At 58.3% G+C, this 25401-nt stretch carries 25 protein-coding genes; 18 read left to right on the top strand and 7 right to left on the bottom strand.

Annotation, left to right across the window (positions count from 1 at the left end; translation table 11 throughout):
* The 3 genes from JFT81_RS17005 (at nucleotide 1) to JFT81_RS16995 (ending at nucleotide 3922) form a co-directional block, all read left to right on the top strand.
* The gene (locus JFT81_RS17005) at nucleotides 1-1161 is read left to right on the top strand and encodes an ABC transporter ATP-binding protein (RefSeq protein WP_201228226.1); all 1161 of its coding nucleotides are present in this window, start codon (nucleotides 1-3) and stop codon (nucleotides 1159-1161) included.
* Between the two features lie 229 nt (nucleotides 1162-1390).
* Nucleotides 1391-2740, top strand: a complete 1350-nt coding sequence (locus JFT81_RS17000) for a carbohydrate porin (protein ID WP_201228225.1) — start codon at nucleotides 1391-1393, stop codon at nucleotides 2738-2740.
* Between the two features lie 327 nt (nucleotides 2741-3067).
* On the top strand, nucleotides 3068-3922 hold the full coding sequence (locus JFT81_RS16995; protein WP_201228224.1) for a D-hexose-6-phosphate mutarotase: 855 nt from the start codon (nucleotides 3068-3070) through the stop codon (nucleotides 3920-3922).
* Nucleotides 3923-4132: 210 nt separating this feature from the next.
* On the opposite strand, the gene JFT81_RS16990 is transcribed toward JFT81_RS16995, so the two are convergent.
* Entirely contained in the window at nucleotides 4133-4993 is an 861-nt protein-coding gene (locus JFT81_RS16990) for a MurR/RpiR family transcriptional regulator (protein ID WP_171057240.1), read from the bottom strand.
* A 226-nt stretch (nucleotides 4994-5219) separates the two neighbouring features.
* Here JFT81_RS16990 and zwf point away from each other — a divergent pair, with 226 nt between their 5' ends.
* The 4 genes from zwf to JFT81_RS16970 all read left to right on the top strand — a co-directional run bounded on the left by zwf (nucleotide 5220) and on the right by JFT81_RS16970 (nucleotide 9017).
* Nucleotides 5220-6686 (top strand): glucose-6-phosphate dehydrogenase, encoded by a 1467-nt coding sequence (gene zwf / locus JFT81_RS16985; RefSeq protein WP_201228223.1) that lies wholly within the window; start codon nucleotides 5220-5222, stop codon nucleotides 6684-6686.
* Nucleotides 6673-7383, top strand: coding sequence for a 6-phosphogluconolactonase (gene pgl / locus JFT81_RS16980; RefSeq protein ID WP_201228222.1), 711 nt, complete (start codon nucleotides 6673-6675; stop codon nucleotides 7381-7383). Before zwf ends, pgl begins: the two co-directional genes overlap by 14 nt.
* Before the next feature lie 17 nt (nucleotides 7384-7400).
* Entirely contained in the window at nucleotides 7401-8066 is a 666-nt protein-coding gene (locus tag JFT81_RS16975) for a bifunctional 4-hydroxy-2-oxoglutarate aldolase/2-dehydro-3-deoxy-phosphogluconate aldolase (RefSeq protein ID WP_201228221.1), read from the top strand.
* Between the two features lie 225 nt (nucleotides 8067-8291).
* Complete coding sequence (locus tag JFT81_RS16970; RefSeq protein ID WP_201228220.1) at nucleotides 8292-9017, top strand: intradiol ring-cleavage dioxygenase; 726 nt, start codon at nucleotides 8292-8294, stop codon at nucleotides 9015-9017.
* Nucleotides 9018-9022: 5 nt separating this feature from the next.
* Here the strand turns inward: JFT81_RS16970 and JFT81_RS16965 are convergent, their stop codons facing one another.
* A complete protein-coding gene (locus JFT81_RS16965; protein WP_201228219.1) occupies nucleotides 9023-10204 on the bottom strand; it encodes an aminotransferase class V-fold PLP-dependent enzyme in 1182 nt (393 codons plus the stop codon).
* A 28-nt stretch (nucleotides 10205-10232) separates the two neighbouring features.
* Nucleotides 10233-10469, bottom strand: coding sequence for a DUF3820 family protein (locus JFT81_RS16960; RefSeq protein ID WP_123467122.1), 237 nt, complete (start codon nucleotides 10467-10469; stop codon nucleotides 10233-10235).
* Between the two features lie 205 nt (nucleotides 10470-10674).
* On the opposite strand from JFT81_RS16960, the gene JFT81_RS16955 reads away from it, so the two are divergent.
* Nucleotides 10675-11142, top strand: coding sequence for a PA2169 family four-helix-bundle protein (locus JFT81_RS16955; RefSeq protein WP_201228218.1), 468 nt, complete (start codon nucleotides 10675-10677; stop codon nucleotides 11140-11142).
* Between the two features lie 284 nt (nucleotides 11143-11426).
* Here JFT81_RS16955 and JFT81_RS16950 read toward each other — a convergent pair whose 3' ends face one another.
* Both JFT81_RS16950 and JFT81_RS16945 read right to left on the bottom strand, forming a co-directional pair.
* A complete protein-coding gene (locus tag JFT81_RS16950) occupies nucleotides 11427-11897 on the bottom strand; it encodes a MaoC family dehydratase (protein WP_053123003.1) in 471 nt (156 codons plus the stop codon).
* A 42-nt stretch (nucleotides 11898-11939) separates the two neighbouring features.
* Nucleotides 11940-12884 (bottom strand): alpha/beta hydrolase, encoded by a 945-nt coding sequence (locus JFT81_RS16945; RefSeq protein ID WP_201228217.1) that lies wholly within the window; start codon nucleotides 12882-12884, stop codon nucleotides 11940-11942.
* 199 nt (nucleotides 12885-13083) lie between these two features.
* Between JFT81_RS16945 and fadD2 the strand changes: the two genes are divergently transcribed.
* The 3 genes from fadD2 to JFT81_RS16930 all read left to right on the top strand — a co-directional run bounded on the left by fadD2 (nucleotide 13084) and on the right by JFT81_RS16930 (nucleotide 18100).
* Nucleotides 13084-14772, top strand: coding sequence for a long-chain-fatty-acid--CoA ligase FadD2 (fadD2, locus tag JFT81_RS16940; protein ID WP_201228216.1), 1689 nt, complete (start codon nucleotides 13084-13086; stop codon nucleotides 14770-14772).
* Between the two features lie 348 nt (nucleotides 14773-15120).
* Nucleotides 15121-16818 (top strand): long-chain-fatty-acid--CoA ligase FadD1, encoded by a 1698-nt coding sequence (gene fadD1, locus JFT81_RS16935; RefSeq protein ID WP_201228215.1) that lies wholly within the window; start codon nucleotides 15121-15123, stop codon nucleotides 16816-16818.
* A gap of 61 nt (nucleotides 16819-16879) precedes the next feature.
* A complete protein-coding gene (locus tag JFT81_RS16930) occupies nucleotides 16880-18100 on the top strand; it encodes a hypothetical protein (protein WP_201228214.1) in 1221 nt (406 codons plus the stop codon).
* Here JFT81_RS16930 and JFT81_RS16925 read toward each other — a convergent pair.
* A complete protein-coding gene (locus JFT81_RS16925) occupies nucleotides 18075-18452 on the bottom strand; it encodes a hypothetical protein (protein ID WP_201228213.1) in 378 nt (125 codons plus the stop codon). The genes JFT81_RS16930 and JFT81_RS16925 overlap by 26 nt on opposite strands.
* 198 nt (nucleotides 18453-18650) lie before the next feature.
* Between JFT81_RS16925 and JFT81_RS16920 the strand changes: the two genes are divergently transcribed.
* From JFT81_RS16920 to def, 3 genes are all read left to right on the top strand, one after another.
* Nucleotides 18651-18842 (top strand): CsbD family protein, encoded by a 192-nt coding sequence (locus tag JFT81_RS16920; RefSeq protein WP_201228212.1) that lies wholly within the window; start codon nucleotides 18651-18653, stop codon nucleotides 18840-18842.
* A gap of 164 nt (nucleotides 18843-19006) precedes the next feature.
* Entirely contained in the window at nucleotides 19007-19957 is a 951-nt protein-coding gene (locus JFT81_RS16915; RefSeq protein ID WP_201147519.1) for a YihY/virulence factor BrkB family protein, read from the top strand.
* Between the two features lie 2 nt (nucleotides 19958-19959).
* Nucleotides 19960-20499, top strand: a complete 540-nt coding sequence (def, locus tag JFT81_RS16910) for a peptide deformylase (RefSeq protein ID WP_201228211.1) — start codon at nucleotides 19960-19962, stop codon at nucleotides 20497-20499.
* 129 nt (nucleotides 20500-20628) lie between these two features.
* On the opposite strand, the gene JFT81_RS16905 is transcribed toward def, so the two are convergent.
* Nucleotides 20629-21048: a GNAT family N-acetyltransferase gene (locus JFT81_RS16905; protein WP_201228210.1), complete on the bottom strand. Its 420-nt coding sequence runs from the start codon at nucleotides 21046-21048 to the stop codon at nucleotides 20629-20631.
* A gap of 324 nt (nucleotides 21049-21372) precedes the next feature.
* On the opposite strand from JFT81_RS16905, the gene JFT81_RS16900 reads away from it, so the two are divergent.
* The 4 genes from JFT81_RS16900 to JFT81_RS16885 all read left to right on the top strand — a co-directional run bounded on the left by JFT81_RS16900 (nucleotide 21373) and on the right by JFT81_RS16885 (nucleotide 24844).
* A complete protein-coding gene (locus JFT81_RS16900) occupies nucleotides 21373-22314 on the top strand; it encodes a fatty acid desaturase (protein ID WP_201228209.1) in 942 nt (313 codons plus the stop codon).
* A 54-nt stretch (nucleotides 22315-22368) separates the two neighbouring features.
* Complete coding sequence (locus JFT81_RS16895) at nucleotides 22369-23160, top strand: PhnD/SsuA/transferrin family substrate-binding protein (RefSeq protein ID WP_201228208.1); 792 nt, start codon at nucleotides 22369-22371, stop codon at nucleotides 23158-23160.
* Between the two features lie 146 nt (nucleotides 23161-23306).
* Nucleotides 23307-23834 carry a sigma-70 family RNA polymerase sigma factor gene (locus tag JFT81_RS16890; protein ID WP_201228207.1) on the top strand — a complete coding sequence of 176 codons (528 nt, stop codon included), beginning with the start codon at nucleotides 23307-23309 and terminating at the stop codon, nucleotides 23832-23834.
* On the top strand, nucleotides 23831-24844 hold the full coding sequence (locus JFT81_RS16885) for an ABC transporter substrate-binding protein (protein WP_201228206.1): 1014 nt from the start codon (nucleotides 23831-23833) through the stop codon (nucleotides 24842-24844). The genes JFT81_RS16890 and JFT81_RS16885 overlap by 4 nt, the downstream gene beginning before the upstream one ends.
* The last annotated feature ends 557 nt before the right edge of the window (nucleotides 24845-25401 follow it).

Here is a 25401-nt window from a genome sequence, read left to right as displayed (position 1 = left end):
ATGGCAACGCTCGAACTTCGCAACGTAAACAAGACCTACGGTGCCGGCCTGCCGGACACCCTGAAGAACATCGAACTGTCGATCAAGGAAGGCGAATTCCTGATCCTCGTCGGCCCGTCGGGCTGCGGCAAATCGACGTTGATGAACTGCATTGCCGGTCTGGAAACCATCACTGGCGGCGCGATCATGATCGGTGACCAGGACGTCAGCGGCATGAGCCCGAAAGATCGCGACATCGCCATGGTGTTCCAGTCCTACGCGCTGTACCCGACCATGAGCGTGCGCGAGAACATCGAGTTCGGTCTGAAGATTCGCAAAATGGCCCAGTCGGCGATCGACGAAGAAGTCGCGCGTGTCGCCAAGCTGTTGCAGATCGAACATTTGCTGAACCGTAAACCGGGTCAGCTCTCCGGTGGTCAGCAACAGCGCGTGGCCATGGGCCGTGCCCTGGCGCGTCGTCCAAAGATCTATCTGTTCGACGAACCGCTGTCCAACCTCGACGCCAAGCTGCGCGTCGAGATGCGTACCGAAATGAAACTGATGCACCAGCGCCTGAAAACCACCACGGTCTACGTGACCCACGACCAGATCGAAGCGATGACCCTGGGCGACAAAGTGGCGGTGATGAAGGACGGCATCATTCAGCAGTTCGGTACGCCGAAAGAGATCTACAACGACCCGGCCAACCTGTTCGTGGCGAGCTTCATCGGTTCGCCGCCGATGAACTTCATCCCGCTGCGTCTGCAACGCAAGGACGGTCGTCTGCTGGCGCTGCTCGACAGCGGTCAGGCGCGTTGTGAACTGCCGATGAGCATGCAGGACGCCGGGCTTGAAGATCGCGAAGTGATCCTCGGTCTGCGCCCGGAGCAGATCGTTCTGTCGAACGGCGAGGGCAATGGCCTGCCAAGCATTCGTGCCGAAGTGCAGGTCACCGAGCCGACCGGCCCGGACACGCTGGTGTTCGTCAATCTGAATGAAACCAAAGTCTGCTGCCGTCTGGCGCCGGACGTGGCACCGCAGGTGGGCGAGAGCCTGACGTTGCAATTCGATCCGTCGAAAGTGTTGTTGTTTGATGCCAATACCGGTGAGCGCCTCGGCACTGCCGGCCAACCACAGACCGATGCGCGGTCTGCGAACGTGGCGCAATTCAAAGGCCGCTGAATATTTGATGTAGGAGAGGGCTTTTGTGGCGAGGGGATTTATCCCCGTTGGGTCGCGTAGCGGCCCCATAAAAGCGGGGTCTGCTGCGCAGCCCGACGGGGATGAATCCCCTCGCCACAGGGCTCGCTCCCACAAAGGAGCACGCGGTGGATGGTTTGTCATTCGTCGCAATTTATGTAAACCGCGTTAGATAAAAACAGTTAATAACAATAAAGACGAGGATGTAGGGATGAAAAAGAAACACGTCAATGCCCGGTTGATCTGCCAAGTGTCAGCTGCGGCGGCATTGGTGCTGGCCGGTAACGCGATGGCCGCGGATGCCTTCAGCTCCGATTCCAAATGGATGACCGGCGATTGGGGTGGTGAGCGGACCAAGCTGATCGAGCAGGGTATCGACATCAAGGCCGACTACGTTGGGGAAGTCGGTGGCAACCTGCACGGTGGCTACAACGACGACAAGACCGCGCGTTACGCCGACCAGTTTGGTCTGGGCGTGGCACTCGATCTGCAAAAGCTGTGGGGCTGGGATAACACCCAGGCGAAGATCCAGCTGACCAATCGTAACGGTTACAACATCTCCAACGATCGCGTTGGCGATCCGCGTGCCGGCACCTTGAGTTCGTCGCAAGAAGTGTATGGCCGTGGCCACATGGTGCGTCTGACCCAGTTGTGGATTCAGCACCAGTTCTTCGACAACAAGCTCGACGTCAAGGCCGGTTACTTCGGCGAAGGCGAAGACTTCAACACCTTCCCGTGCGATTTCCAGAACCTGGCGTTCTGCGGTTCGCAAGTGGGTAACTGGGCGACCAACATCTGGTACAACTGGCCGGTTAGCCAAGCCGCGATTCGCGTGAAGTACAACATCAACGACGAGCTCTACGCGCAGATTGGTGCGTACAACCAGAACCCGTCGCAGCTGGAACACGGCAACGGCTTCAAACTCAGCGGCAGCGGCACCGCCGGTACTGTTCTGCCAGTCGAATTGGTCTGGTCGCCGAAGGTCAACAGCCTGCCGGGCGAATACCGTGTCGGTTACTACAAGAGCACGGCGGATGCCGACGACGTTCGCGAAGACGTCAACGGGTTCGACGCTGCTACCACTGGCGACGCCTACAAAACCCACAGCAGCAAAAGCGGCTACTGGTTCGTGGCGCAACAGCAACTCACCAGCCACAACGGTGATGCTTCGCGCGGTCTGAACATCGCGGCGAACGCCACGTTCCACGACAAAGACACCAACTTCATCGACAACTACCAGTCGGTGATGTTTGTCTACAAAGGCCCATTCGACGCGCGTCCAAAGGATGACGTCGGTATCGGCGCGGCGCGTATCCACGTCAACGACGACGTGAAGAAAAACGCCGAGTTGCTTAACGTTTCCAACGGTGTTTCGGACTACGACAACCCGGTGTTCTCGCCGATTCGTGAAACCGAATACAACTACGAGATCAACTACGGCTTCCACGTCACCAACTGGCTGACCGTACGTCCTAACCTGCAATACATCACTCACCCGGGCGGTGTGGATGCAGTGGACAACGCATTGGTCGCTGGCCTGAAAATTCAGTCTACGTTCTAACGCGTCTGCGATAAGCTCCTCTCTATGTGCGCATATTTGCGGACAGCCAAGGCTGTCCGCTTTTTTTTGTGACATAGGTCTGATGTGTTGCTTGATGATTTTTGTGGCTGGAGAGTTTTTGTGGTGAGGGGATTTAGCGAAACGTCGCACCGCCCCGTTCGGCTGCGAAGCAGTCGCAAATCCGTAAAACGCCGTCTGACTGATACGCCTCATTGAATGGTTTCAGGGCCGCTTCGCGACCCAGCGGGGATAAATCCCCTCGCCACAAAGTGCTATGCAAGGCTTTAGGATTGATAAGTACCCCCATGATTTTCAGGACCGTGGCAAATGCATGAGCATCCGCTACAACGCTTCTTCAAATCCCTGCGCGAACAACCGGTGTTCGCCTGGGAGCGCTATCAGATGCGCGACGTGTTGGTGATCGATCATCCGCTGTGTCAGGCGGTGTTCAGTCGTCAGGGTGCGCAGTTGCTGCACTTTCAGCCGCGCGGGCAAAAGCCGTGGTTGTGGTGTGCGGCGAAGTGGCCGCATGTCGGTGCGATCCGCGGCGGGGTGCCGGTTTGCTGGCCGTGGTATGGCCGTCATCCCAGCGAAAACGCGTGGCCGTCGCATGGCTGGGCACGACTGCTCGACTGGAAGTTGCTCGACAGCAGCAGCGCCGATGACGGCGTGCGCCTGCATTGGCAATTGCAGCTGTGCGACTGGCAGGTCGACCTGCACGCACACTTGGGTGAACGCATGGAATTACGCCTGAGCACCGAGCATCAGGACGACATGCCGTGCCAGTTGAGCCAGGCTTTGCATGCTTACTGGCGTATTGGCGATGTCGGTGAGATAGCGCTGTCTGGGCTCGAAGGTGCGCAGGGTTACGACCAGTTGAACCGCCAGATTTGCCAGCAGGAAGGCGAGTTGCGGGTTGATGGCGGTTGTCAGCGAGTGTTTCAGCATGACGGCGAATTACAGCTCAAGGATCACGCCTGGCAGCGCGAGTTGTGCATCGATACCGGTGACAGTGCCGACACGGTGGTCTGGCATCCGGGCTCGCGGCCGCTGTTGGGCGTGAGTTGGGATGAGGTGTTGGAGTTTGTTTGCGTGGAAGCGGCGGCGGGCGGGACGGACAGCTTGCACCTGGCGCCGGGGGAGAAGGCGCATCTGAGCTTGCAGGCGTGGGCCGCGGCTTAGTGAAATGATGATGACATTGTTGCCCCTCACCCTAGCCCTCTCCCGGAGGGAGAGGGGACCGAATGGGGGATGCTTAAGAGTTACGCCGACGTGAAAGTGCAGTACTGAATCTAAAATCGACTCGATCATTCGGGTCGATGGACAGCGCAAGACACCTCGGTCGGCCCCCTCTCCCTCTGGGAGAGGGCAGGGGTGAGGGGCTTTTGGTCTTTAGTTGAACTCGTCACCCACCGGATACCGGCTGGCGTTCAAGCTCTCTTTGATCTTGCGCAGATGCGGCTGGAAATCCACCCCGCGACGCAGGGTCATCCCCGTCGCCAGCACATCCAGCACCGTCAACTGAATGATCCGCGAGGTCATCGGCATATAGATGTCGGTGTCTTCCGGCAGCGGAATGTTCAGGCTCAAGGTACTGGCCTTGGCCAGCGGCGAATTCTCCGCCGTCAAACCCAACACCGAAGCGCCGTTCTCGCGAGCAATGCGCGCAACCTCGACCAGCTCACGGGTGCGGCCGGTATAGGAAATGATCACGAACAGTTCACCGGTGTGCGCCACCGAAGCAATCATCCGCTGCATCAATACATCGGCGTGCGCCGTGACCGCAAGGTTGAAGCGGAAGAATTTGTGCTGCGCATCCAGCGCCACCGGTGCAGAAGCGCCGAGGCCGAAGAAGTGGATCTGCCGCGCCTGAATCAACAGGTCGACGGCGCGGCTGATCAGGTTCGGGTCCAGCGCCTGGCAAGCACTGTCCAGGGATGCGATGGCGCTGCCGAAAATCTTTTGCGTGTACGCCTCGGGATTGTCATCGGCTTCCACCGCACGGCTGACATACGCCGCGCCGCTGGCCAGGCTCTGCGCCAGTTGCAGCTTGAGCTCGGGATAACCGCTGACACCGAATGAACGGCAGAAACGATTGACCGTCGGTTCGCTCACCGACGCGGCCTGGGCGAGGGCGGCGATGCTGAAGCGGGTGGCCTGCTGCGGGTTGAGCAGGATCACCTCGGCGACTTTGCGTTCGGCCTTGTTCAGGTCTTCAAGGCGACTCTGGATCTGTTCCAGTAAATTTCGCACGCGGTCCATATGGAATTCCTAATTCACCTGCGCAAAGTTGCGCCGGGCTATGCAAATTGGGCCTTTGATATGGCCCGTAACGGTGGCCTATCCTACTGATGGCTCCGACCGACCACCACTCGGAATCTGTATTTTGCGAAAATGTTGTGGTTATTACTACATTTTCCCTTGAGTGATGCCTTGAAAAAAGGTATTTGTAGCTTAACTTGATAAAAGAACAAACATCATGCCTTCGATTACGGTTGAACCGTGCACCTTTGCCTTGTTCGGCGCTCTTGGCGATCTGGCCCTGCGCAAGCTGTTTCCTGCCCTTTATCACCTCGATGGCGCTGACTTGTTGCACGAGGACACGCGCATCATCGCGTTGGCCCGTGAAGCAGGCAGCGAGCAGCAGCACATGGCGTTCATCGCCGCCGAATTGCGCCGCTACGTCGGCAAAGAGCTGGACGAAGCCGTCGCCGAGCGTTTTCTCGCTCGCCTGACCTACCTGCACGTCGACTTCCTCAAGGCCGAAGACTATGTCGCGCTGGCCGAACTGGCTGGCAGCACGCAACGCATGATTGCCTACTTCGCCACGCCGGCAGCGGTGTACGGCGCTATTTGCGAGAACCTGGCGAAAGTCGGTCTGGCGGAAAATACCCGCGTGGTCCTCGAAAAGCCGATCGGTTCCGATCTGGAGTCCTCGCGCAAGGTCAACGACGCCGTGGCGCAGTTCTTCCCGGAGAACCGTACCTACCGCATCGACCATTATCTGGGCAAAGAAACCGTTCAGAACCTGATTGCCCTGCGTTTCGCCAACAGCCTGTTCGAAACCCAGTGGAACCAGAATTACATCTCCCACGTGGAAATCACCGTGGCCGAGAAGGTTGGCATCGAAGGCCGCTGGGGTTACTTCGACAAGGCTGGCCAACTGCGTGACATGATCCAGAATCACCTGTTGCAGTTGCTTTGCCTGATCGCCATGGACCCGCCGGCCGACTTGTCCGCCGACAGCATCCGTGACGAGAAAGTAAAAGTGCTCAAGGCGCTGGCACCGATCAGCCCGGAAGGCCTGACCACGCAGGTTGTGCGCGGTCAGTACATCGCCGGTTACAGCGAAGGCAAATCGGTAACGGGCTACCTCGAAGAACCGAATTCCAACACCCAGAGCGACACCGAAACCTTCGTCGCCCTGCGTGCCGACATCCGCAACTGGCGCTGGGCCGGCGTACCGTTTTACCTGCGCACCGGCAAGCGCATGCCGCAGAAACTGTCGCAGATCGTCATCCATTTCAAAGAACCGTCGCACTACATCTTCGCCCCGGAGCAGCGCCTGCAGATCAGCAACAAACTGATCATCCGCCTGCAACCGGACGAAGGTATTTCGCTGCGCGTGATGACCAAAGAACAGGGCCTGGACAAAGGCATGCAACTGCGCAGCGGCCCGCTGCAACTGAATTTCTCCGACACCTGGCGTAGCGCACGAATCCCCGATGCCTACGAGCGGTTGTTGCTGGAAGTGATGAACGGCAATCAGAACCTGTTTGTCCGTAAAGATGAAATCGAAGCCGCGTGGAAATGGTGTGACCAGCTGATCGCCGGGTGGAAAAAATCCGGTGACGCGCCCAAGCCGTATGCGGCCGGGTCGTGGGGGCCGATGAGCTCCATTGCATTGATCACGCGGGACGGGAGGTCGTGGTATGGCGATATCTGAAGTGAAACTGCCCGCGGGCGTGAACGCTCACGAATTCAAGAGCCCGGTGCTGTTGGCCGAAGGTCTGGCGCTGAATGTGGCCAAGCAACTGAGTGATGCCATCGCAGCACGCGGCAACGCCGTGCTGGTGGTGTCTGGCGGTCGCAGCCCGGTCGCGTTTTTCCAGCACCTGGCCAAGCAGGAACTGGACTGGTCGAAGGTCGTTGTGACCCTTGCCGACGAGCGCTGGGTGCCGGTTGAACACGCCGACAGCAATGCTGGTTTGCTCAAGCAGTACCTGCTCAAAGGCCCGGCAGCGAAGGCGCAGTTCCTCAGCCTCTACAGTGCTGCGGCGAACGTCGAGCAAGCCGCTGAAAACGCCGACCGCTTGCTCGCCGAGCTGCCGCCGATCGATGTGCTGGTACTGGGCATGGGTGATGACGGTCACACCGCGTCGCTGTTTCCTGGCAGCCCGAATCTGACTGAAGCACTGCAAGTCGACGGCACTCGCCGTTGCTGGCCGATGCTGGCGCCGAGCGTGCCGCGTCAGCGTCTGACCATGAGCCGTGCGCTGCTCGCTTCGGCCAGGCACAAGATTCTGTCGATTTCCGGTCAATCGAAACTGACCACACTGAATGCCGCACTGGCATCCGACGTCGCTGCCATGCCGGTGCGCGCGTTTCTGCAACCTACGTTAGAGATTTACTGGTGCCCATGAGCCAAGGAACAGCCGCTATGACAATCCCATCCCCGACCGTTTCCATGGCGGACAAAGTTGCCCTGATTGACAGCCTCTGCGCCAAGGCGCGGATCCTGCCGGTAATCACCATCGCCCGTGAACAGGACGTGCTGCCGCTGGCCGACGCCCTGGCCGCCGGTGGCCTGACCGCGCTGGAGGTGACCCTGCGCTCGCAGTTCGGCCTCAAGGCCATCCAGATCCTGCGTGAGCAACGTCCGGAGCTGATGACCGGTGCCGGCACCGTATTGGATCGCAACATGCTCGCGGCGGCTGAAGCAGCGGGTTCGCAATTCATCGTCACCCCGGGCATCACCCGTGATCTGCTCGAAGCCAGCGTCGACAGCCCGATTCCACTGTTGCCAGGCATCAGCAACGCCTCCGGCATCATGGAAGGCTACGGTCTGGGTTATCGCCGCTTCAAACTGTTCCCGGCTGAAGTCAGCGGTGGCGTAGCAGCGATCAAAGCCCTCGGCGGCCCGTTCGGTGAAGTGAAATTCTGCCCGACTGGCGGCGTCGGCCCGGCCAATATCAAGAGCTACATGGCGCTGAAAAACGTCATGTGCGTGGGCGGTAGCTGGATGCTGGATCCTGAGTGGATCAAGAACGGCGACTGGGCGCGTATTCAAGAATGCACTGCCGAGGCGTTGGCGCTGCTGGACTGATGCTGCCGGACTGATTGTTACCAAACACTTCGTTGTGTGTTCTACGGCTTTACGGTGCGCTTGGTCGGTGCACCGTTTTTTTTTGCCCGCAGAAAATCCAGCATCAAAAGATCGCAGCCTTCGGCAGCGCCTACAAAAGCACGTTACGACGCGATACATAGTTACCGCACACAGGTTTTTGCGTAGCGCTAATCTGCGTTCATCTTATGGAAGAGAGAACGCGTCATGGATCGAGACTCTGCAACAGCCTCACCGAACCCCGTGTATCAGTTGGCCCCCGAACAAATCGCCGGGCCGTATTTCCGTAACCCGCAACTATTGCGCCGCAACATCAGCGAAGGTGCAGATGGTCTGCCACTGCTGTTGCGCCTGAGCATTGTCGATGCCATGACCGGTGAGCCGGTGAGCGGCGCGCTGGTGGATATCTGGCATTGCAATGCGCGAGGCGCGTATTCGGGCTGGAGCCGCATCAACCCGGACCTTGAAGTCGAATCCGACGCCATCGGTTCAATCCCGCGTACCGACGATGACACCTACCTGCGCGGAAGCCAGTTCTGCGATAAAAAAGGCAAGGTGCGTTTCACCACGATCTATCCGGGCTTCTATGCCGGCCGCGCACTGCACATTCATGTGGCGGTGCGCATGGTGACCGGCAGCGAATATCTTGAAGAGCGCAACGTCGCCTGGGTCGGCCAGTTGTACTTTCCCGAGGTCGTCTCGCGCTCGGTGCTCAATGCCAAAGCCTATCGCGGGCGAGCCTCGGCGGCGCTGAACAATGTCGAGGACAGCATCTACGCTGGCATGGGCGGCGAAGCTTCGACCCTGGCCGTGTGGCCGATCGGCCGCGACACCTATGAAGACGGCTTCTTCGGACACCTGACCATCGGCATCGACACCTTCGCGGTGTCGTCGCAGATCAAGCCCGAGGACTTCGACAAATACACCGTCTAGGCCAACTAACGCAGTTCGTTCAGCGCGCGGGTGAGCAATTGCATTTCACCCGCGGTGGTGGTCAGCCCCGGCGTTATCCGGATGCACGGCCCGCACGCGGCACCGGTGCGCACCACGGTGAACAGATTGAAGTCGTTGAGCAAACGCTCGGCCATCGCCTGTTGATCGTCATGGCGAGTGAAACGCAGCGCCGTGATCCCGCAATAAAGGCGCGGATCGTCCGGCGTCAGCACCTCGATGCCCGGCAAATGACGCACGGCGCTGACCCACAGGTTACGCAGGTAATTCAGGCGCGCACCCTTGGCCGCGGCACCGCCGAGTGAGCGATGCTCCTCGAAGACCAACGGCAACGTCATCAGCGCCGGGATGTTGGGTGTGCTGTACGAGGTGCGGGCGCGGATGTCGTTGATGGGGTAATGCATCTCGCCCATGTCCGGGTCGATGTCGCCAAGGCGCTGCGGGGCGATATAGAGGAAGCCAAGTGTCAGCGGGGCGCCGATCCATTTGTGCAGGTTGTACCCGGCGAAGGCGATGCCCAGTGCTTCGAAGTCGAACTCGATTTGCCCGAGGGCGTGGGCACCATCAAGGATGATGTCGACCCCGTGCTCCTTGGCCAGCGCGGCAATCGCCTGTACCGGCATCACCAGACCCGTGCGATGGGTGACGTGCGTCAGGGCCATCAGTTTCAATTTCGGGTGACGGATGAACGTTTCACGGTAGGCGTCCAGCAGGCTGTCGAAGCTCGCCGGATGCGCATGGGCGATTTCAATGACTTCAACGCCGCGATGCTTGGCCAGCCAGCGCATGGCACCCTTGACCGTGTCGTACTCAAGGTCGCAGATCAGCACCTGATCGCCCGGCTCCAGGCGGTTGTAATTGCGGATCAGCGATTGCAAGCCCTCGGTGGCATTGCGCGTGAAAGCGACACTCTGTGCGCGCACGCCGATCAGCTCGGCCAGTTGTGCACGGATGTCGAGATTGTCGTGTTGCTCGAACCGCTGGCGCACGTACACCGAGTTGCTGGTGTTGATCAGCTCTACGTTACGTTGGTACTCCTCGATCACCGTGCGCGACATACGCCCGAAATAACCGTTTTCCAGGTTCACGGGGCCGGGTTGAACGTCGTAACGGTCGGAGAACGTTTGCCAAAAGGCTTCGTCACGGGCGCGGCGGGTGTTATCGGGCATGGCGGCTGGCTCTAAAGAGGAGGGCGCTTCAGTGGCGCGGGGCGGGTTTGCCATGTTTGGCGCGCAGCGGTTCGAGCAAGTCCGATAAGCCGTTGTGGTCGATCTCCTGCATCAGCGCAAGCAGGCCGCCCAGTTCGCCGTTAGGAAAACCCTCGCGGGCAAACCAGTTCAGGTAAGGCCCCGGCAGGTCGGCGATGATCCGACCCTTGTATTTGCCGAAAGGCATTTCGCGGGTGATCAGCAGTTCGAGTTTTTCGGGATTCATCAGTGAGATCGTCTGGCTTCAAATCAGAGTGGAAAATACAGGCATTCTGCATGCAGGCCAAATGACAGATCATGCAAATAACCACAATACAGATAGTTCATTTAACTTTAAGTTGTTGATTTATAAAGGTTTTATAGTTTTTAAAAAGCTGGCACGCACACTGCAATATCCCTTGCATCTTCCACCGATCGCAAGGAATTGAAAAATGACCGACATGAATAAAGAAGCCATCTCTGTACTCAATGACCTGATTGAAACCTGCAAGGACGGTCAGGAAGGGTTCAAGACTTGCGCCGAAGACATCAAGCATCCAGAACTGAAAACCCTGTTTGTCACTCGCTCTGCCGATTGCGCGACCGCAGCTGCTGAACTGCAAGCGGCCGTACGTTCGATGGGCGGCGATCCGGAAACTTCCACCAGCGTCAGCGGTGACCTGCACCGTCGCTGGGTCGACGTCAAAGCCATGTTCACCGGCAAGGACGAAGAGGCTGTGCTGAACGAAGCCGAGCGCGGTGAAGACCATGCGCTGAAGGCTTATCGTGAAGCCATCGAGAAAATCAACAAGCACAATCTGGTCGGCATTCGTGATCTGGTTGAGCGCCAATACCATGGCGTACAACGCAACCATGACCAGGTGAAAGCCCTGCGTAACCAGGCTCGCGCACGCTCGTAAGCGTTCGTAGCCCACAAAAAACGCCAGCTAGTCTGGCGTTTTTTTATGTGTCCGGGAAAGCAGAAGCAGAAGCAGAAGCCCCTCGCCCTAGCCCTCTCCCAAAGGGAGAGGGGACTGACCGAGTTGTTTATTCGAGGTCCATCGACCTGACAGTCCGAGGTGAATGTAGATCTCAAGAACAACACAGATCGGCTCCCTTTCCCCTCTACCCCTTGGGGGCGGTCCGACGTTTCGGGAGGGCTGGGGTGAGGGGGAAAAGCTCCCACTGACACTCCTCTAATCAATCAACCAATGCTGATCGCTGGCAAAGTCGGCAGCGTCACCGTCTGCTGCTTGCGCGGCGCCAGAATCTCAGCCTCGCCATCCACCACCAACTCATCGCGCTGGTTGAACACGCGAGTGGCAATGCGCACACGAAACTTCGGCAGTTTTTCGAGGATTTCCAGGCGCACTGTCAGCGTGTCGCCGATCTTCACCGGCTTCTGAAAGCTCATCTGCTGGCCGATATAAATAGTGCCCGGCCCAGGCATTTCGCAAGCCACTGCTGCACTGATCAGCGCACCGCTGAACATACCGTGCGCAATGCGCTCCTTGAACATACTGGCGGCGGCAAACTCGGCGTCCAGGTGCACCGGGTTGTGGTCGCCGGACATCGCGGCGAACAGCTGAATGTCGCGTTCTTCGACGGTCTTGCTGTAGCTGGCGGTCTGGCCGACTTCGAGGGCTTCGTAAGGGATGTTGGTAACCTGGGTCATCGGTCTTGATTCCTGTGACGGATTAAATGAATCCACAAAAAATTATTCGCTGCGGTGAGGGCGTTGATGGCCCAGCGCCTGGTCGATCCAGGCCAGCACATCGGCGATCACTTCGTCGCGGTTGGTTTCGTTGAACAATTCGTGCCGCGCCTGTGGGTAGATCTTCAGTTGCAGGTTCTGGCTGCCGGCTGTGCTTAATGCATTGGCCAGATCTGTCAGACGCTTGCCGTCACTCACCGGATCACATTCGCCGCCGATCACCAGCAACGGCAGGCCCGGGTCGATCTGGGCGAGATTGGACGCTTTGCTGATTTGCTGCAAGCCGCCGAGCAAGTCGATCCACAGCTGATTGGTGCAGCGAAAGCCGCACAGCGGATCGGCGGCATACTTGTCGACCTCGGCCGGATCGCGGCTCAGCCAGTCGAACGGCGTGCGCACCGGTTTGAATTTTTTGTTGAACGAGCCGAACGACAACCATTCGATCAGCGCACTGCGGCCCTTGCCGCCCTGACGCAGTTTTTCGAAGCGGGCAATCTGTCGCGCGGCGCCATACAGAGCCACCGGCTGGAAGTTCGAGCCGCTGAGAATCGCCCCCTGCAGACTGGCGCTGTGGTGCAGCAGATAACCCTGAGCGAGATAGCTGCCCATGCTGTGGCCGAGCAGGATGATGGGTACACCGGGGTGTTGCTGGCCGATGTGTTGATTGAGGCTGGCGAGGTCGCCGACCACTTTGCACCAGCCATCGTCATCGGCGAAATGCCCGAGGGTACCGTTTTCGGCAGTAATGCCATGTCCACGCAGATCCGGGGCGTACACGCCGTATCCTTTGTCGCAAAACGTGTCGGCCAATCGTGCGTATCGAGCGCTGTGTTCAGCCATGCCGTGAGCCAGCAGAACCACCGCTTTGAGCGGCGCGAGCGGCAACCAGCGATTGACGTACAGGCGGCTGCGGTCACTCGCATCCAGCCATAGGGTGTCGTGGGTCATGGCGATTCCTTTGCTCAGAGTCGGGACATTGTATAGCGCGTCTGATCAGCCCACGCCACGGCAGGAAGATTCACACGATCAATGACGGCTTTGCCCTTATTTGCCTGAATGGCCATAACTGCTAGTGTCCGTGAAGCTCCGCTTTTTCAGAAATGACAGAAAGCGGCCCGGATCGGCTCAGGTAAAGAGGACAAGAACAATGCAACCTGATTTCTGGAACGACAAACGCCCGGCCGGCGTACCGCTGGACATCGACATGGGCGAGTTCAAGTCGGTGATCGAGGTGTTTGAGCGTTCCTGCAAGAAGTTCGCGGATCGCCCGGCATTCAGCAACATGGGCATCACGCTGACCTACGCCGAGCTTGAACGCCAGAGCGCTGCCTTCGCCGGTTATCTGCAAGCGCATACCGACCTGGTGCCGGGCGATCGTATCGCCGTGCAGATGCCCAACGTCCTGCATTACCCGATTGCCGTGTTCGGTGCGTTGCGCGCCGGGCTGATCGTGGTCAATACCAACCCGTTGTACACCGCACGGGAGATGCGCCATCAGTTCAAGGATTGCGGTGCGCGTGCGTTGGTTTACCTGAACATGTTCGGCCAGAAAGTCCAGGAAGTACTGCCCGACACGGACATCCAGTACCTGATCGAAGCAAAGATGGGCGACCTGATGCCCACCGCCAAGGGCTGGCTGGTCAACACCGTGGTCAGCAAAGTGAAGAAAATGGTTCCTGCCTATTCGCTGCCGCAGGCGATCGCCTTCAAAAGCGCGCTGCGCATGGGCCGGGGTCTGGGCATCAAGCCGTTGAAGGTCGGCCTCGACGACATCGCCGTGCTGCAATACACCGGCGGCACCACCGGGTTGGCGAAGGGGGCGATGCTCACCCACGGTAACCTGGTGGCGAACATGCAACAGGTGCGCGCCTGCCTCGCGCAACTCGGCCCGGATGGCCAGCCACTGCTGCGCGAAGGCCAGGAGGTGATGATCGCGCCACTGCCGCTGTACCACATCTATGCTTTCACCGCGAATTGCATGTGCATGATGGTTTCCGGCAACCACAATGTGCTGATCACCAACCCGCGCGACATTGCCGGGTTCATCAAGGAGCTGAAGAACTGGCGTTTCTCGGCGTTGCTGGGCTTGAACACCTTGTTCGTCGCGCTGATGGAGCACCCGGACTTCAAGACCCTGGATTTCTCCAGCCTGAAACTCACCAACTCCGGCGGCACCGCGCTGGTCAAAGCCACCGCTGAACGTTGGGAGCAAATGACCGGTTGCCGCATCACCGAAGGTTACGGCCTGACCGAAACCTCTCCGGTAGCCTGCACCAATCCGTACGGTGATCAGTCACGCCTGGGCACGGTTGGCCTGCCGGTGCCGGGCACGCAGCTCAAAGTCATCAATGATGACGGCGTCGAACAGCCGATGGGCGAGCGCGGCGAGCTGTGCATCAAAGGCCCGCAAATAATGAAGGGCTACTGGAACAAACCTGAAGCCACCGCGGAAGTGCTGGATGCCGAGGGCTGGTTCAAGTCTGGCGATATTGCAGTGATTGATCCGGACGGTTTCGTGCGTATCGTCGATCGCAAGAAGGACATGATCATCGTCTCCGGTTTCAACGTGTACCCGAACGAGATCGAAGATGTGGTCATGGCTCACCCGAAAGTCGCCAACTGTGCAGTGATCGGCGTGCCGGACGAACGTTCCGGCGAGGCGGTGAAGCTGTTTGTAGTGGCGCGCGAGAACGGCGTGAGCCTTGAAGAATTGAAGGCGTACTGCAAAGAGAATTTCACCGCGTACAAGGTGCCCAAGCACATCGTGCTGCGTGAGTCGTTACCGATGACGCCGGTCGGCAAGATCCTGCGCCGTGAGTTGCGCGATATCGCCTAAGGGCGCAGAAACACAAAGATCGCAGCCTTCGGCAGCTCCTACAGGAAATGCATTCCCCTGTAGGAGCTGCCGCAGGCTGCGATCTTTTGCTTCCAAGCCCCAAATTCCGGGGCTTTTAAAGAGTTCTAGGATTTTTGCTCTAAAATGACCGTTAGCAAGTCTTGAGTCACGAACATGACTGTATGGGCTGCTTTTCCCTCTATTCGACCCTTGGCAAAGCTGCTACTCTCGGCGCGCTTTGTGACTTCTCGGCCTATATAAAAGCCAGATTCACCAATACAAAACAAACACCAATAATAATCGCATCAAATGCGGTGAAGAATTCGCGTTGCTGAGGAGTGGGCTTCCATGATCGAAGACTTTTGGAAGGATAAGTACCCCGCTGGAATTGCTGCCGACATCAATCCAGACGAGTACCCGAATATTCAGGCAGTGTTGAAGCAGTCCTGCCAACGCTTCGCCAACAAACCGGCTTTCAGCAACCTGGGCAAGACAATCACCTACGGTGAACTGTACGAATTGTCCGGTGCGTTTGCCGCGTATCTGCAACAGCATACCGACTTGCAGCCCGGCGATCGAATCGCCGTGCAACTGCCCAACGTTCTGCAATACCCGGTGGCCGTCTTCGGTGCCATCCGCGCCGGGCTGATCGTGGTCAACACCAACCCGCTGTACACCGCGCGGGAAATGGAACACCAATTCAACGACTCCGGTGCGAAAGCCCTTGTTTGCCTGGCAAACATGGCGCATCTGGCCGAGGCCGTGGTGCCGAAAACCGGCGTCAAACACGTCATCATCACCGAAGTCGCCGACTTGCTGCCGCCGATAAAGCGTCTGCTGATCAACAGCGTCATCAAGTACGTGAAGAAGATGGTGCCGGCTTATCACCTGCCCAAAGCCGTCAAGTTCAACGATGTGATGAGCAAGGGCCAGGGCCAGCCTGTCGCCGAAGCCAACCCGCACAGCGGTGATGTTGCGGTGCTGCAATACACTGGCGGCACCACCGGCGTGGCCAAGGGCGCCATGCTGACTCACCGCAACCTCGTCGCCAACATGCTGCAGTGCAAGGCGCTGATGGGCTCGAACCTCAATGAAGGTTGCGAGATCCTGATCACGCCGCTGCCGCTGTACCACATCTATGCGTTCACCTTTCATTGCATGGCGATGATGCTGATCGGCAACCACAACATCCTGATCAGCAACCCGCGCGATTTGCCGGCGATGGTCAAGGAGCTGTCGAAGTGGAAGTTCAGCGGCTTCGTCGGTTTGAACACTCTGTTCGTCGCGCTGTGCAACAACGAAGGTTTCCGCAAGCTGGATTTCTCGGCGCTGAAAGTCACGTTGTCGGGCGGCATGGCCCTGCAACTGGCCGCTGCCGAACGCTGGAAGGCCGTCACCGGTTGCTCGATCTGCGAAGGTTACGGCATGACCGAAACCAGCCCGGTGGCCACGGTCAACCCGATCCAGAACATCCAGATTGGCACCATCGGCATTCCAGTGCCGTCGACCCTGTGCAAAGTCATCGACGATGCCGGTGTCGAGCAGCCGCTGGGTGAAATCGGAGAGTTGTGCATCAAGGGCCCGCAAGTGATGAAGGGCTACTGGCAGCGTCAGGAAGCCACCGATGAAATGCTCGACAGCGAAGGCTGGTTGAAGACCGGTGATATCGCGCTGATTCAGCCGGATGGCTATATGCGCATTGTCGATCGCAAGAAAGACATGATTCTGGTCTCTGGCTTCAACGTCTACCCGAACGAACTGGAAGATGTGCTGGCAACCCTGCCGGGCGTGTTGCAGTGCGCGGCCATCGGCGTGCCGGACGAGAAGTCGGGCGAAGCGATCAAGATTTTCATCGTCGCCAAACCGGGCGTGACCCTGACCAAGGAAACGGTGATGGATCACATGCGCGCCAACGTCACCGGCTACAAGGTGCCGCGTTCGGTGGAGTTCCGCGATGCGCTGCCGACCACCAACGTCGGCAAGATCCTGCGCCGAGAGTTGCGCGACGAAGAGCTGAAGAAGATCAAGGCCAAGTCCGCCGCTTAAACCAAAAAGCCCCGCAGATGCGGGGCTTTTTGTTGGTGCAGAGCATGGCTTGGATTTTGGGGTGAATCCTGCCCCTCACCCCAGCCCTCTCCCTAGGGAGAGGGAGCTGATCATCTGCACTTCAAGATCTGCGTTCGACTCGATATCTCAGGTCGGTGTGGCTCGCTCAAACACCTCGGTCAGTCCCCTATCCCTCTCGGAGAGGGAGCTGATCACCTGCACTTCAAGATCTGCGTTCGCCTCGATATCTCAGGTCGGTGTGGCTCGCTCAAACACCTCGGTCAGCCCTCTCGCCCTCAGGAAGAGGGGGCTGATCATCTGCACTTCAAGATCTGCGTTCGCCTCGATATCTCAGGTCGGTGTGGCTCGCTCAAACACCTCGGTCAGCCCTCTCTCCCTCAGGAAGAGGGAGCTGATCATCTGCACTTCAAGATCTGCGTTCGCCTCGATATCTCAGGTCGGTGTGGCTCGCTCAAACACCTCGGTCAGCCCTCTCGCCCTCAGGAAGAGGGGGCTGATCATCTGCACTTCAAGATCTGCGTTCGCCTCGATATCTCAGGTCGGTGTGGCTCGCTCAAACACCTCGGTCAGCCCTCTCTCCCTCAGGAAGAGGGAGCTGATCATCTGCACTTCAAGATCTGCGTTCGCCTCGATATCTCAGGTCGGTGTGGCTCGCTCAAACACCTCGGTCAGCCCTCTCTTCCTCAGGAAGAGGGAGCTGATCATCTGCACTTCAAGATCTGCGTTCGACTTGATATCTCAGGTCGGTATGGTTCGCTCAAACACCTCGGTCAGCCCTCTCTCCCTCAGGAAGAGGGAGCTGATCATCTGCACTTCAAGATCTGCGTTCGCCTCGATATCTCAGGTCGGTGTGGCTCGCTCAAACACCTCGGTCAGCCCTCTCTTCCTCAGGAAGAGGGAGCTGATCATCTGCACTTCAAGATCTGCGTTCGCCTCGATATCTCAGGTCGATGTGGCTCGCTCAAACACCTCGGTCAGCCCTCTCTCCCTCAGGAAGAGGGAGCTGATCATCTGCACTTCAAGATCTGCGTTCGCCTCGATATCTCAGGTCGATGTGGCTCGCTCAAACACCTCGGGCAGTCCCCTATTCCTCTCGGAGAGGGAGCTGATCATCTGCACTTCAAGATCTGCGTTCGCCTCGATATCTCAGGTCGGTGTGGCTCGCTCAAACACCTCGGTCAGTCCCCTCTCCCTCTGGGAGAGGGCTAGGGTGAGGGAAAAAGGCGCCCCCAATCTTATTGACGGAATGGTGCGAAGTTGACGTTGGTGCCCGTCGGACGCATGTCCTGCAGATACGAATCCTTGTCTGCACTCAACTCCAGGCTCAACGCAGCCTTGCGCTTGCCCTCGTTGCGGATCACCAGTCCTTCGAGCTTTTCACGCAAAAACACTGTCGGCACTTTCAGGTGCAGCAGTTCGTCGGTGGCCGGCGTGTGCATCAACAGGTGAATCCACTCGTACTGACCCACGGCCAGACGAGTCACCGGCAAATCGAACCACCAGATGTTGCGGTTACGGTTCAGTTCGGCGAAGTGGCAGTTGTTGGTGCCGAGCACGGCGCCGCCCAGTTCCTGGTTTCTACGGGCGATGGCGAGCTTTTTATCGAGTTTCATAACATTCCTGCGGGATCGGTTCATGGCGCTTGGCGCCCATATATTGCGCATTCTCGGGGCTGCGCACGCAAACATAAAGCCTAACCTGCGCGCCGCGACGAAATGATCCCGCAAAAAATAAATGAAACTTGGCGCAAACCTGCCCGGTCAATCATTACGTACTGACTTTTCCCCCTAATTGCACCAAGGAGAAACACCATGAGTAGCACAGGCGATAAAGTAAAAGGCATGGCCAACGAAGCGGTCGGTAACGTCAAGCAAGGCGTAGGTAAAGCCACTGACAACACCAAACTGCAAGCCGAAGGCAAGATTCAAGAGAAAAAAGGCGAAGCCCAGCAAGCAGTCGGCAAAGCCAAGGATGCTGTCAAGAAAGGCGTCGACAAGGTGTGATTCAGCCTTGAACGAAAAACACGAGCGGCCATCCAAGGATGGCCGTTTTTGTGTCGAAAGGCTGCGCGCGCCCACCGAGGGTCGCCAAGTAGGCTAACGTGATGTAAAAAACGGCCCCTGAGTCGCCACGACTTCAACCTGTAATGCGGCGAAAGGAGACGCGAATGATATTTCCAGACATGAAAGGTCTGCCCCTGCACCGAGTGATGGTGCGCACGGTCACTGAATTCGTCGACGACGAGATGTCGACCTATGCCTCGGCGCTGGCCTACCAGATGCTGTTCTCGCTGTTCCCGTTCATTCTGTTCCTGATTGCCCTGATCGGTTTCCTGCACCTGCCGGACTTCTTTTCCTGGTTGCGCCTGCAATCGGAACTGGTGCTGCCACCGCAGGCCCTGGAGCAGGTCAACCCGGTGATTGATCAGTTGCAGCAGTCCAAGGGCGGCTTGCTTTCGGTGGGTATCGTCATCGCCCTGTACACCGCTTCTGCCGGCGTGCGCCTGATGATGAGCGCAATGAATGCAGCGTATGACGTGGTCGAAGGCAGGCCAATCTGGAAGCGCTTTCCGTTGTCGATTGTCTACACCGTCGGCATCGCCGGCATGCTGCTGGTGGCCGCGGCACTGATGGTGCTCGGGCCGCAAGTGATGGGCTGGATTGCTGCGCAGGTCGGCCTTGAAGAAGTCATCGTCACCGTGTGGACGATTGCGCGCTGGCCGGTGATCGTTATTCTGATGATGGTCGCCGTGGCGCTGATCTACTACGTGATGCCCGACGTCAGACAGGAATTCCGCTTTATTACACCGGGTTCGGTGTTGGCCGTGGTGGTGTGGATCATCGCCTCGTTGGGTTTTGCGTTCTACGTCAAAACCTTCGCCAACTACAACGCGATGTATGGCAGCATCGGTGCGATCATCGTGCTGTTGCTGTATTTCTACATTTCCGCCGCAGTGCTGTTGCTCGGCGCGGAGATGAACGCGGTGATCGAGCACATGTCCAGCGAGGGCAAGGACGCGGGTGAAAAAGTCCCCGGAGAACTCGATGAACAACCCAAACAACATGTCTCGGGCCTGGGCCGCGATCACTCGCTCAAGCCGGACACTGACGAAGCCTGACCATGATCCGTGAAATCCTCAAAATGGGTGACGAGCGCCTGCTGCGCATCGCCCCGCCGGTGCCGCCGGAAATGTTCGACAGCCCGGAACTGTGGCAACTGATCGACGACATGTTCCAGACCATGGAAAGCGTCGGTGGCGTGGGCCTCGCCGCGCCGCAGATCGGTGTCGATCTGCAACTGGTGATCTTCGGTTTCGAGCACAGCGAACGCTACCCGGACGCGGAAGCGGTGCCGCAGACGATCCTGATCAATCCGCTGATCACGCCGCTGAATCCGCTCACGGAAGAGGGTTTTGAAGGGTGTTTGTCGGTGCCGGGTCTGCGCGGTGCGGTGGAGCGTTTCCAACAGATTCGCTACGAAGGTTTTGATCCCAAGGGCCAGCCGATCGTGCGTGTGGCCGCGGGTTTCCATGCGCGCGTGGTGCAACACGAATGCGATCACCTGATCGGCCGGTTGTACCCCTCGCGGATTACCGACTTCAGCAAGTTCGGTTTTACCGAAGTGATGTTCCCGGATCTCGATCCCACAGCCGACGACTGATCCAAGACCCGGCACATACCCCTGTGGGAGCGAGCCTGCTCGCGAATGCGTAATTTCAGTGACAGGTTCTGTGACTGACCCAGCGCTTTCGCGAGCAGGCTCGCTGCCACTTTGGTTTTGCATTGCACATCAGGATTGAGCAGGAATCAGCTCCATCGCAATCATCGGTTTGCTCCGCGCATACCGGCTCAAGCGCTCCGCCATCGCTTGTGGCAGCGCCGGGTCGAACGTGAACCCGCGTCGCTCATAAAAATCGCGCAAATCCGGATGACAGAACAGCCACACCGGTTCGCTCACATCCTGCACCGCCGCTGCGATCAGCTGCGCGGCAACGCCCTGTTCACGACACCCCGGATCAACAAACAGCCCGGTCAACCATTGCCCGCCGGACACCGGCCGCAAACACAACGCGCCCACAATCTCTCCGCGCCGCGCGACCCACAATTGCGCATCGCGCACCGCTTTCATTGACGATTGGTGGCTGCGGTAAAACTTGTTGATCAACGGCCAAAGAGATTCATCGAGCAGGCTGTATTGGGTATCTGGCATGGGATCGGACTGGCGGTGGGGGAGGCGGCGATTATAAAAGAACGCGCGCCTTGGGATAGGTGTATACCTGAGCCTACAGCCCTGTGAATGGAGTAACCATCATGTCCAAAGGTATGAATTCAAAGAAAGCCGACAAGAAGAAACCGGCCAAGACCGCGATTGAAAAACGTGCGGAGAAAAAAGCCAAGAAAGTCGACATCTTCGGTCATTGATCACGCCTTTCCGGAGCCCGGTTCTCGGGCTCCCGCCTGAACCTGAAAATAATCTGCAAGATTTATCGGCGTCGTTGCACAGAAGGGGAAGATCCCCGTTTCGAGCAACGCCATGCCTCATTACTTCGACGCCGCGCACCGTCTGCATATCGAATCCCTGCGCCAACGCTTCACGGCCCGCAGCGAATGGCCGACCTGGTTGTTGCTGATCGCGGTGTATGGCGGCTGGTTTGCCATCCTTCTCAATAGCCGCACGCTCGGTCTCGGCCTGAGCACGTTGCTGTTGATTCCATTGCTGGTGCTGTGGCTGTCGGTGCAGCACGAATTGCTGCACGGGCATCCAACGCGCTCCAAGACCGTGAACAAAATCCTTGGCTACGCGCCATTGGCAGTTTGGTATCCGTACACGCTGTACCGCGACAGCCATTTGTTGCATCACCGCGACGAAGACTTGACCGTGCCTGGTGTCGATCCTGAAAGCCGTTACCTGAGCAGTGCAGGTTGGCAGGGCAGTTCGCTGTTCGAACGTAGCCTGCACTGGCTGAACAAAACCGTACTGGGGCGTTTCCTGATTGGCGCACCGCTGGGGCTGATTGCGCTGGCGAGGGAGGAGCTGCAACGATTGAACAACGGTGAGCGCCAAGCGTGGCTGATGTGGCTGACCCACGGCGCGCTGACTTTACTGATGCTCTGGTTTATCGCTCGCTACAGTGCACTGCCGGTGTGGCATTACCTGCTGCTGATCAGTGTGCCGGCACTGTCGATTGCGATGCTCCGCTCCTACTATGAACACCGACCGCACGCGCGACCGGAGATGCGTACCGTACTCAACGAAGCCGGGTGGCCGTGGCGCTGGCTGTTTCTGAACCTGAATTTTCATCTGGTGCACCACGATTTGCCGGGCCTTGCCTGGTACGACTTGCCCAAGGTCTATTGGCTGTATCGCGAACAATGGGTGCTGCGCAGTGGCGGGTTTCTGGTGCGCGGGTATGGGCAGCTCTGGCGGCAGAATGGCTTCAAACCGATCGACAGCCCCCAACACCCTTACCACTGACCCAAGAACACCGCCGCCCCTACAGTTGGAAATTTGTTGTCAGGAAACATGTGTATGACCCAGCACCACGCCGAACTGCTGATGTATACCGCCCCTGAGCCCATCCGCGTGGCCAATGAGCGTTGGCTCGCGCGCATTCTCGAACACCTCGGGCATACGCGGTTGAATGCTCAGGGCTTGTCGTTGCCTCAACTCTGGCTGTCGCCCGCTCTGCTTGTCACGCAAACCTGCGGCTATCCGCTGATGACAGTTTTAAAGGGGCGGGTGCGCGTCATCGGTCGCCCGCGTTACGAACTGCCCGACGCCAGTGCCGGCAATCATTGCAGCCTGATTCTCAGCCGAGCCGATGACTCACGCAAAACCCTTGGCGAATTTCGCCACAGCCGTGGGGTGATCAACAGCGAAGACTCCAACAGTGGCATGAACCTGTTGCGCCAGCGCCTGGCGCCGTTGCAACAGGACGGTCAATTCTTCACTGCCGTCGGCACCAGTGGCGGTCACCGCGAGAGTCTGCGCTGGCTGCGCGACCAACGTGCCGATCTGGCGGCTATCGACAGCGTCACCTATGCCTATCTTGCGCAACACGCGCCTGAAGAGGTCAGCGGCTTGCGGGTACTCGCGCGCAGTGCTTGCAGTCCGACGTTGCCTTTCATCACGGTTGCCAGCGCTACCGACGAGCACGTCGAACTCCTGCGGCAAGTGATGAACCAGGCCCTGCGCGAACTTCCTGATGTGGTGCGAACACTGGGTTTGCCCGAAGTGCTGCCGGCAGGCGAAGGTGATTATCAGGTTGTCCTCGACTATGAGCACGAGGCTGAAGCATTGGGGTATGGCCGCTTGCGCTGAAACATCGCCGCCAGTGATCTTTTGATCAGGTATTCCTATTGGTAATATAAAAATAAGTTTTAAGTATTATTAATGCATAAGGCGCCTTGTTACGATCGCGCCACCGGAACACCGGACATTCAGCGACCCCTCATTCAGGAGCCCCTATGTCCGGTGCCCAGCGTTCCCATCGTCAGGTTGTTGGCAGCCTGTTCCGCGCCCACTACCCGTGGCTCTGCCTGTACCTGCGCCGTCATCTGCACGATGCAGCCAGCGTCGAAGACATCGCTGCCGAAACCTTCGCGCAGTTGCTCGAAGCTCCCGCGTTGAGCGCCATCCGTGAGCCTCGTGCGCTGCTGACCACCGTCGCCCAGCGTCTGCTCTATCAGCGTTGGCGCCGGGCCGATCTGGAGCGTCGTCATGCGCAGCAAGTCGAGATCGATTTCGCCACCTCGCCCGAAGTGCTCGCGCAACTGACGCAAACCCTCAACCGTCTCGACCACAGCTTGCAGCGCTTGCCGGACAAAGTCCGTTCAACCTTTCTGCTCGCGCGCATCGACGGCCTGACGTACCCACAAATTGCCGCCGAACTGGGGATCTCCCAACGTTCGGTAAGTGCGTACATGACGCGTACCCAAGCGCTGTGCGATCGCCACAGCGCCAACCAATTCCTACAAGACAAGAGGTCTGCATGAGATCGATCAAAACCCTGCTCGGCGGCTCGTTGCTGGCGCTGAGCCTGAGCGTCGGCGCGGTATCGGCGACGGAGAACACTGCGCCGATTCATTTTGGTGACATCACTTGGGAGAGCGGTAGTTTCATCACTGAAGTGCTGCGCGTGATTGTCGAAAAAGGTTACGGCTACCCGACCGACACATTGCCGGGCAGCACTGTCAGCCTGGAAGCCGCGCTGGCGAAAAACGACATTCAAGTGATCGGCGAAGAGTGGGCCGGGCGCAGTCCGGCGTGGGTCAAGGCGGCCAACGAAGGCAAAGTGTTTGGCCTGGGTGACACGGTCAAAGGCGCGACCGAAGGCTGGTGGGTGCCGGAGTACGTGATCAAGGGCGACCCCGAGCGTGGCATCAAGGCTTTGGCGCCAGAGCTGAAGTCGGTCGCGGATCTGCCGCGCTACAAGGATGTTTTCCGCGACCCGGAAGACCCCACTCGTGGGCGTTTCCTCAACAGCCCGACCGGATGGACCTCGGAGATCGTCAACAGTCAGAAGCTCAAGGCGTATGCCCTGACCGACAGCTTCGTCAACTTCCGCACCGGCTCCGGCGCAGCGCTGGACGCCGAAGTGGCGTCGTCGATCAAGCGTGGCAAACCGGTGCTGTTCTATTACTGGTCGCCAACGCCACTGTTGGGGCGGTTCAAACTGGTGAAACTGGATGAACCAGCGTTTGATGCCGAGGCCTGGAAGACCCTGGCTGATGCCAACAACCCGAATCCAAAGGGCACTCGCTCAATGCCGGCGAGCCTGGCGATTGGCGTGTCGGCGCCGTTCAAGTCGCAATATCCGGACTTGGTGGCGTTCTTCGAGAAGGTCGATTTGCCGATTGATTTGCTCAACCAGACGCTGGCGGGCATGAGTGAAAAACGCCAGCAACCAAGGGCGGTGGCCGAGGCGTTTTTGCGTGATCAGCCGCAGGTCTGGAAGCCTTGGGTGCCGGGAGAAGTTGCTGACAAGGTGAGTGGAAGTCTGTAAGTCATTTCTGTTGTTTTCGCAGTGTTTGTAATGGCCTCATCGCTGGCAAGCCAGCTCCAACAGATAGTGCGCTGATTTGAAATAGCGCAGAACCCTGTGGGAGCTGGCTTGCCAGCGATAGCGTCAGACCCGCCAACACCTCCCGCGCTGAATCGATTTTTGTGCAAAAAGTGCCAGCTACTGGCCGACTAGTGGCCTTGCGCAAGGCTTTGCGCTGGCTATGCTGCTCTGTAACTAACTATGTCGACCGTGCACGGTTAGTGCGCAAATTCATGCTGCCAGAGTGCGCAAGCCAAGGCACCGACACTGAAACAACAAGGAGCATCTTGTACATGGAAGTTCTTCAACGCGTTAGGGCTGGCCCGCGTGCGGGCTATCAAGAGAAGGATGTCTTGATTAGAGCGCTGCTGCATGGACGCTCCGATTGATCATCATTTATCACCTGACAACTTCCTCCTGTGGAGGAATGCGTGTGCCTGTTCTGTGGAACGTAGTGGTGGATTCTGAAAGACCTGAACTTTCATCAAATCAAAAGAACGCGCGGAAGGTGATACAAC

The sequence above is a fragment of the Pseudomonas sp. TH43 genome (genome assembly GCF_016650635.1).
Classification (GTDB): Bacteria; Pseudomonadota; Gammaproteobacteria; order Pseudomonadales; family Pseudomonadaceae; genus Aquipseudomonas.
Note: the sequence above shows the minus strand (reverse complement) of the source record. Positions and strands in the feature narration are given on the sequence as shown.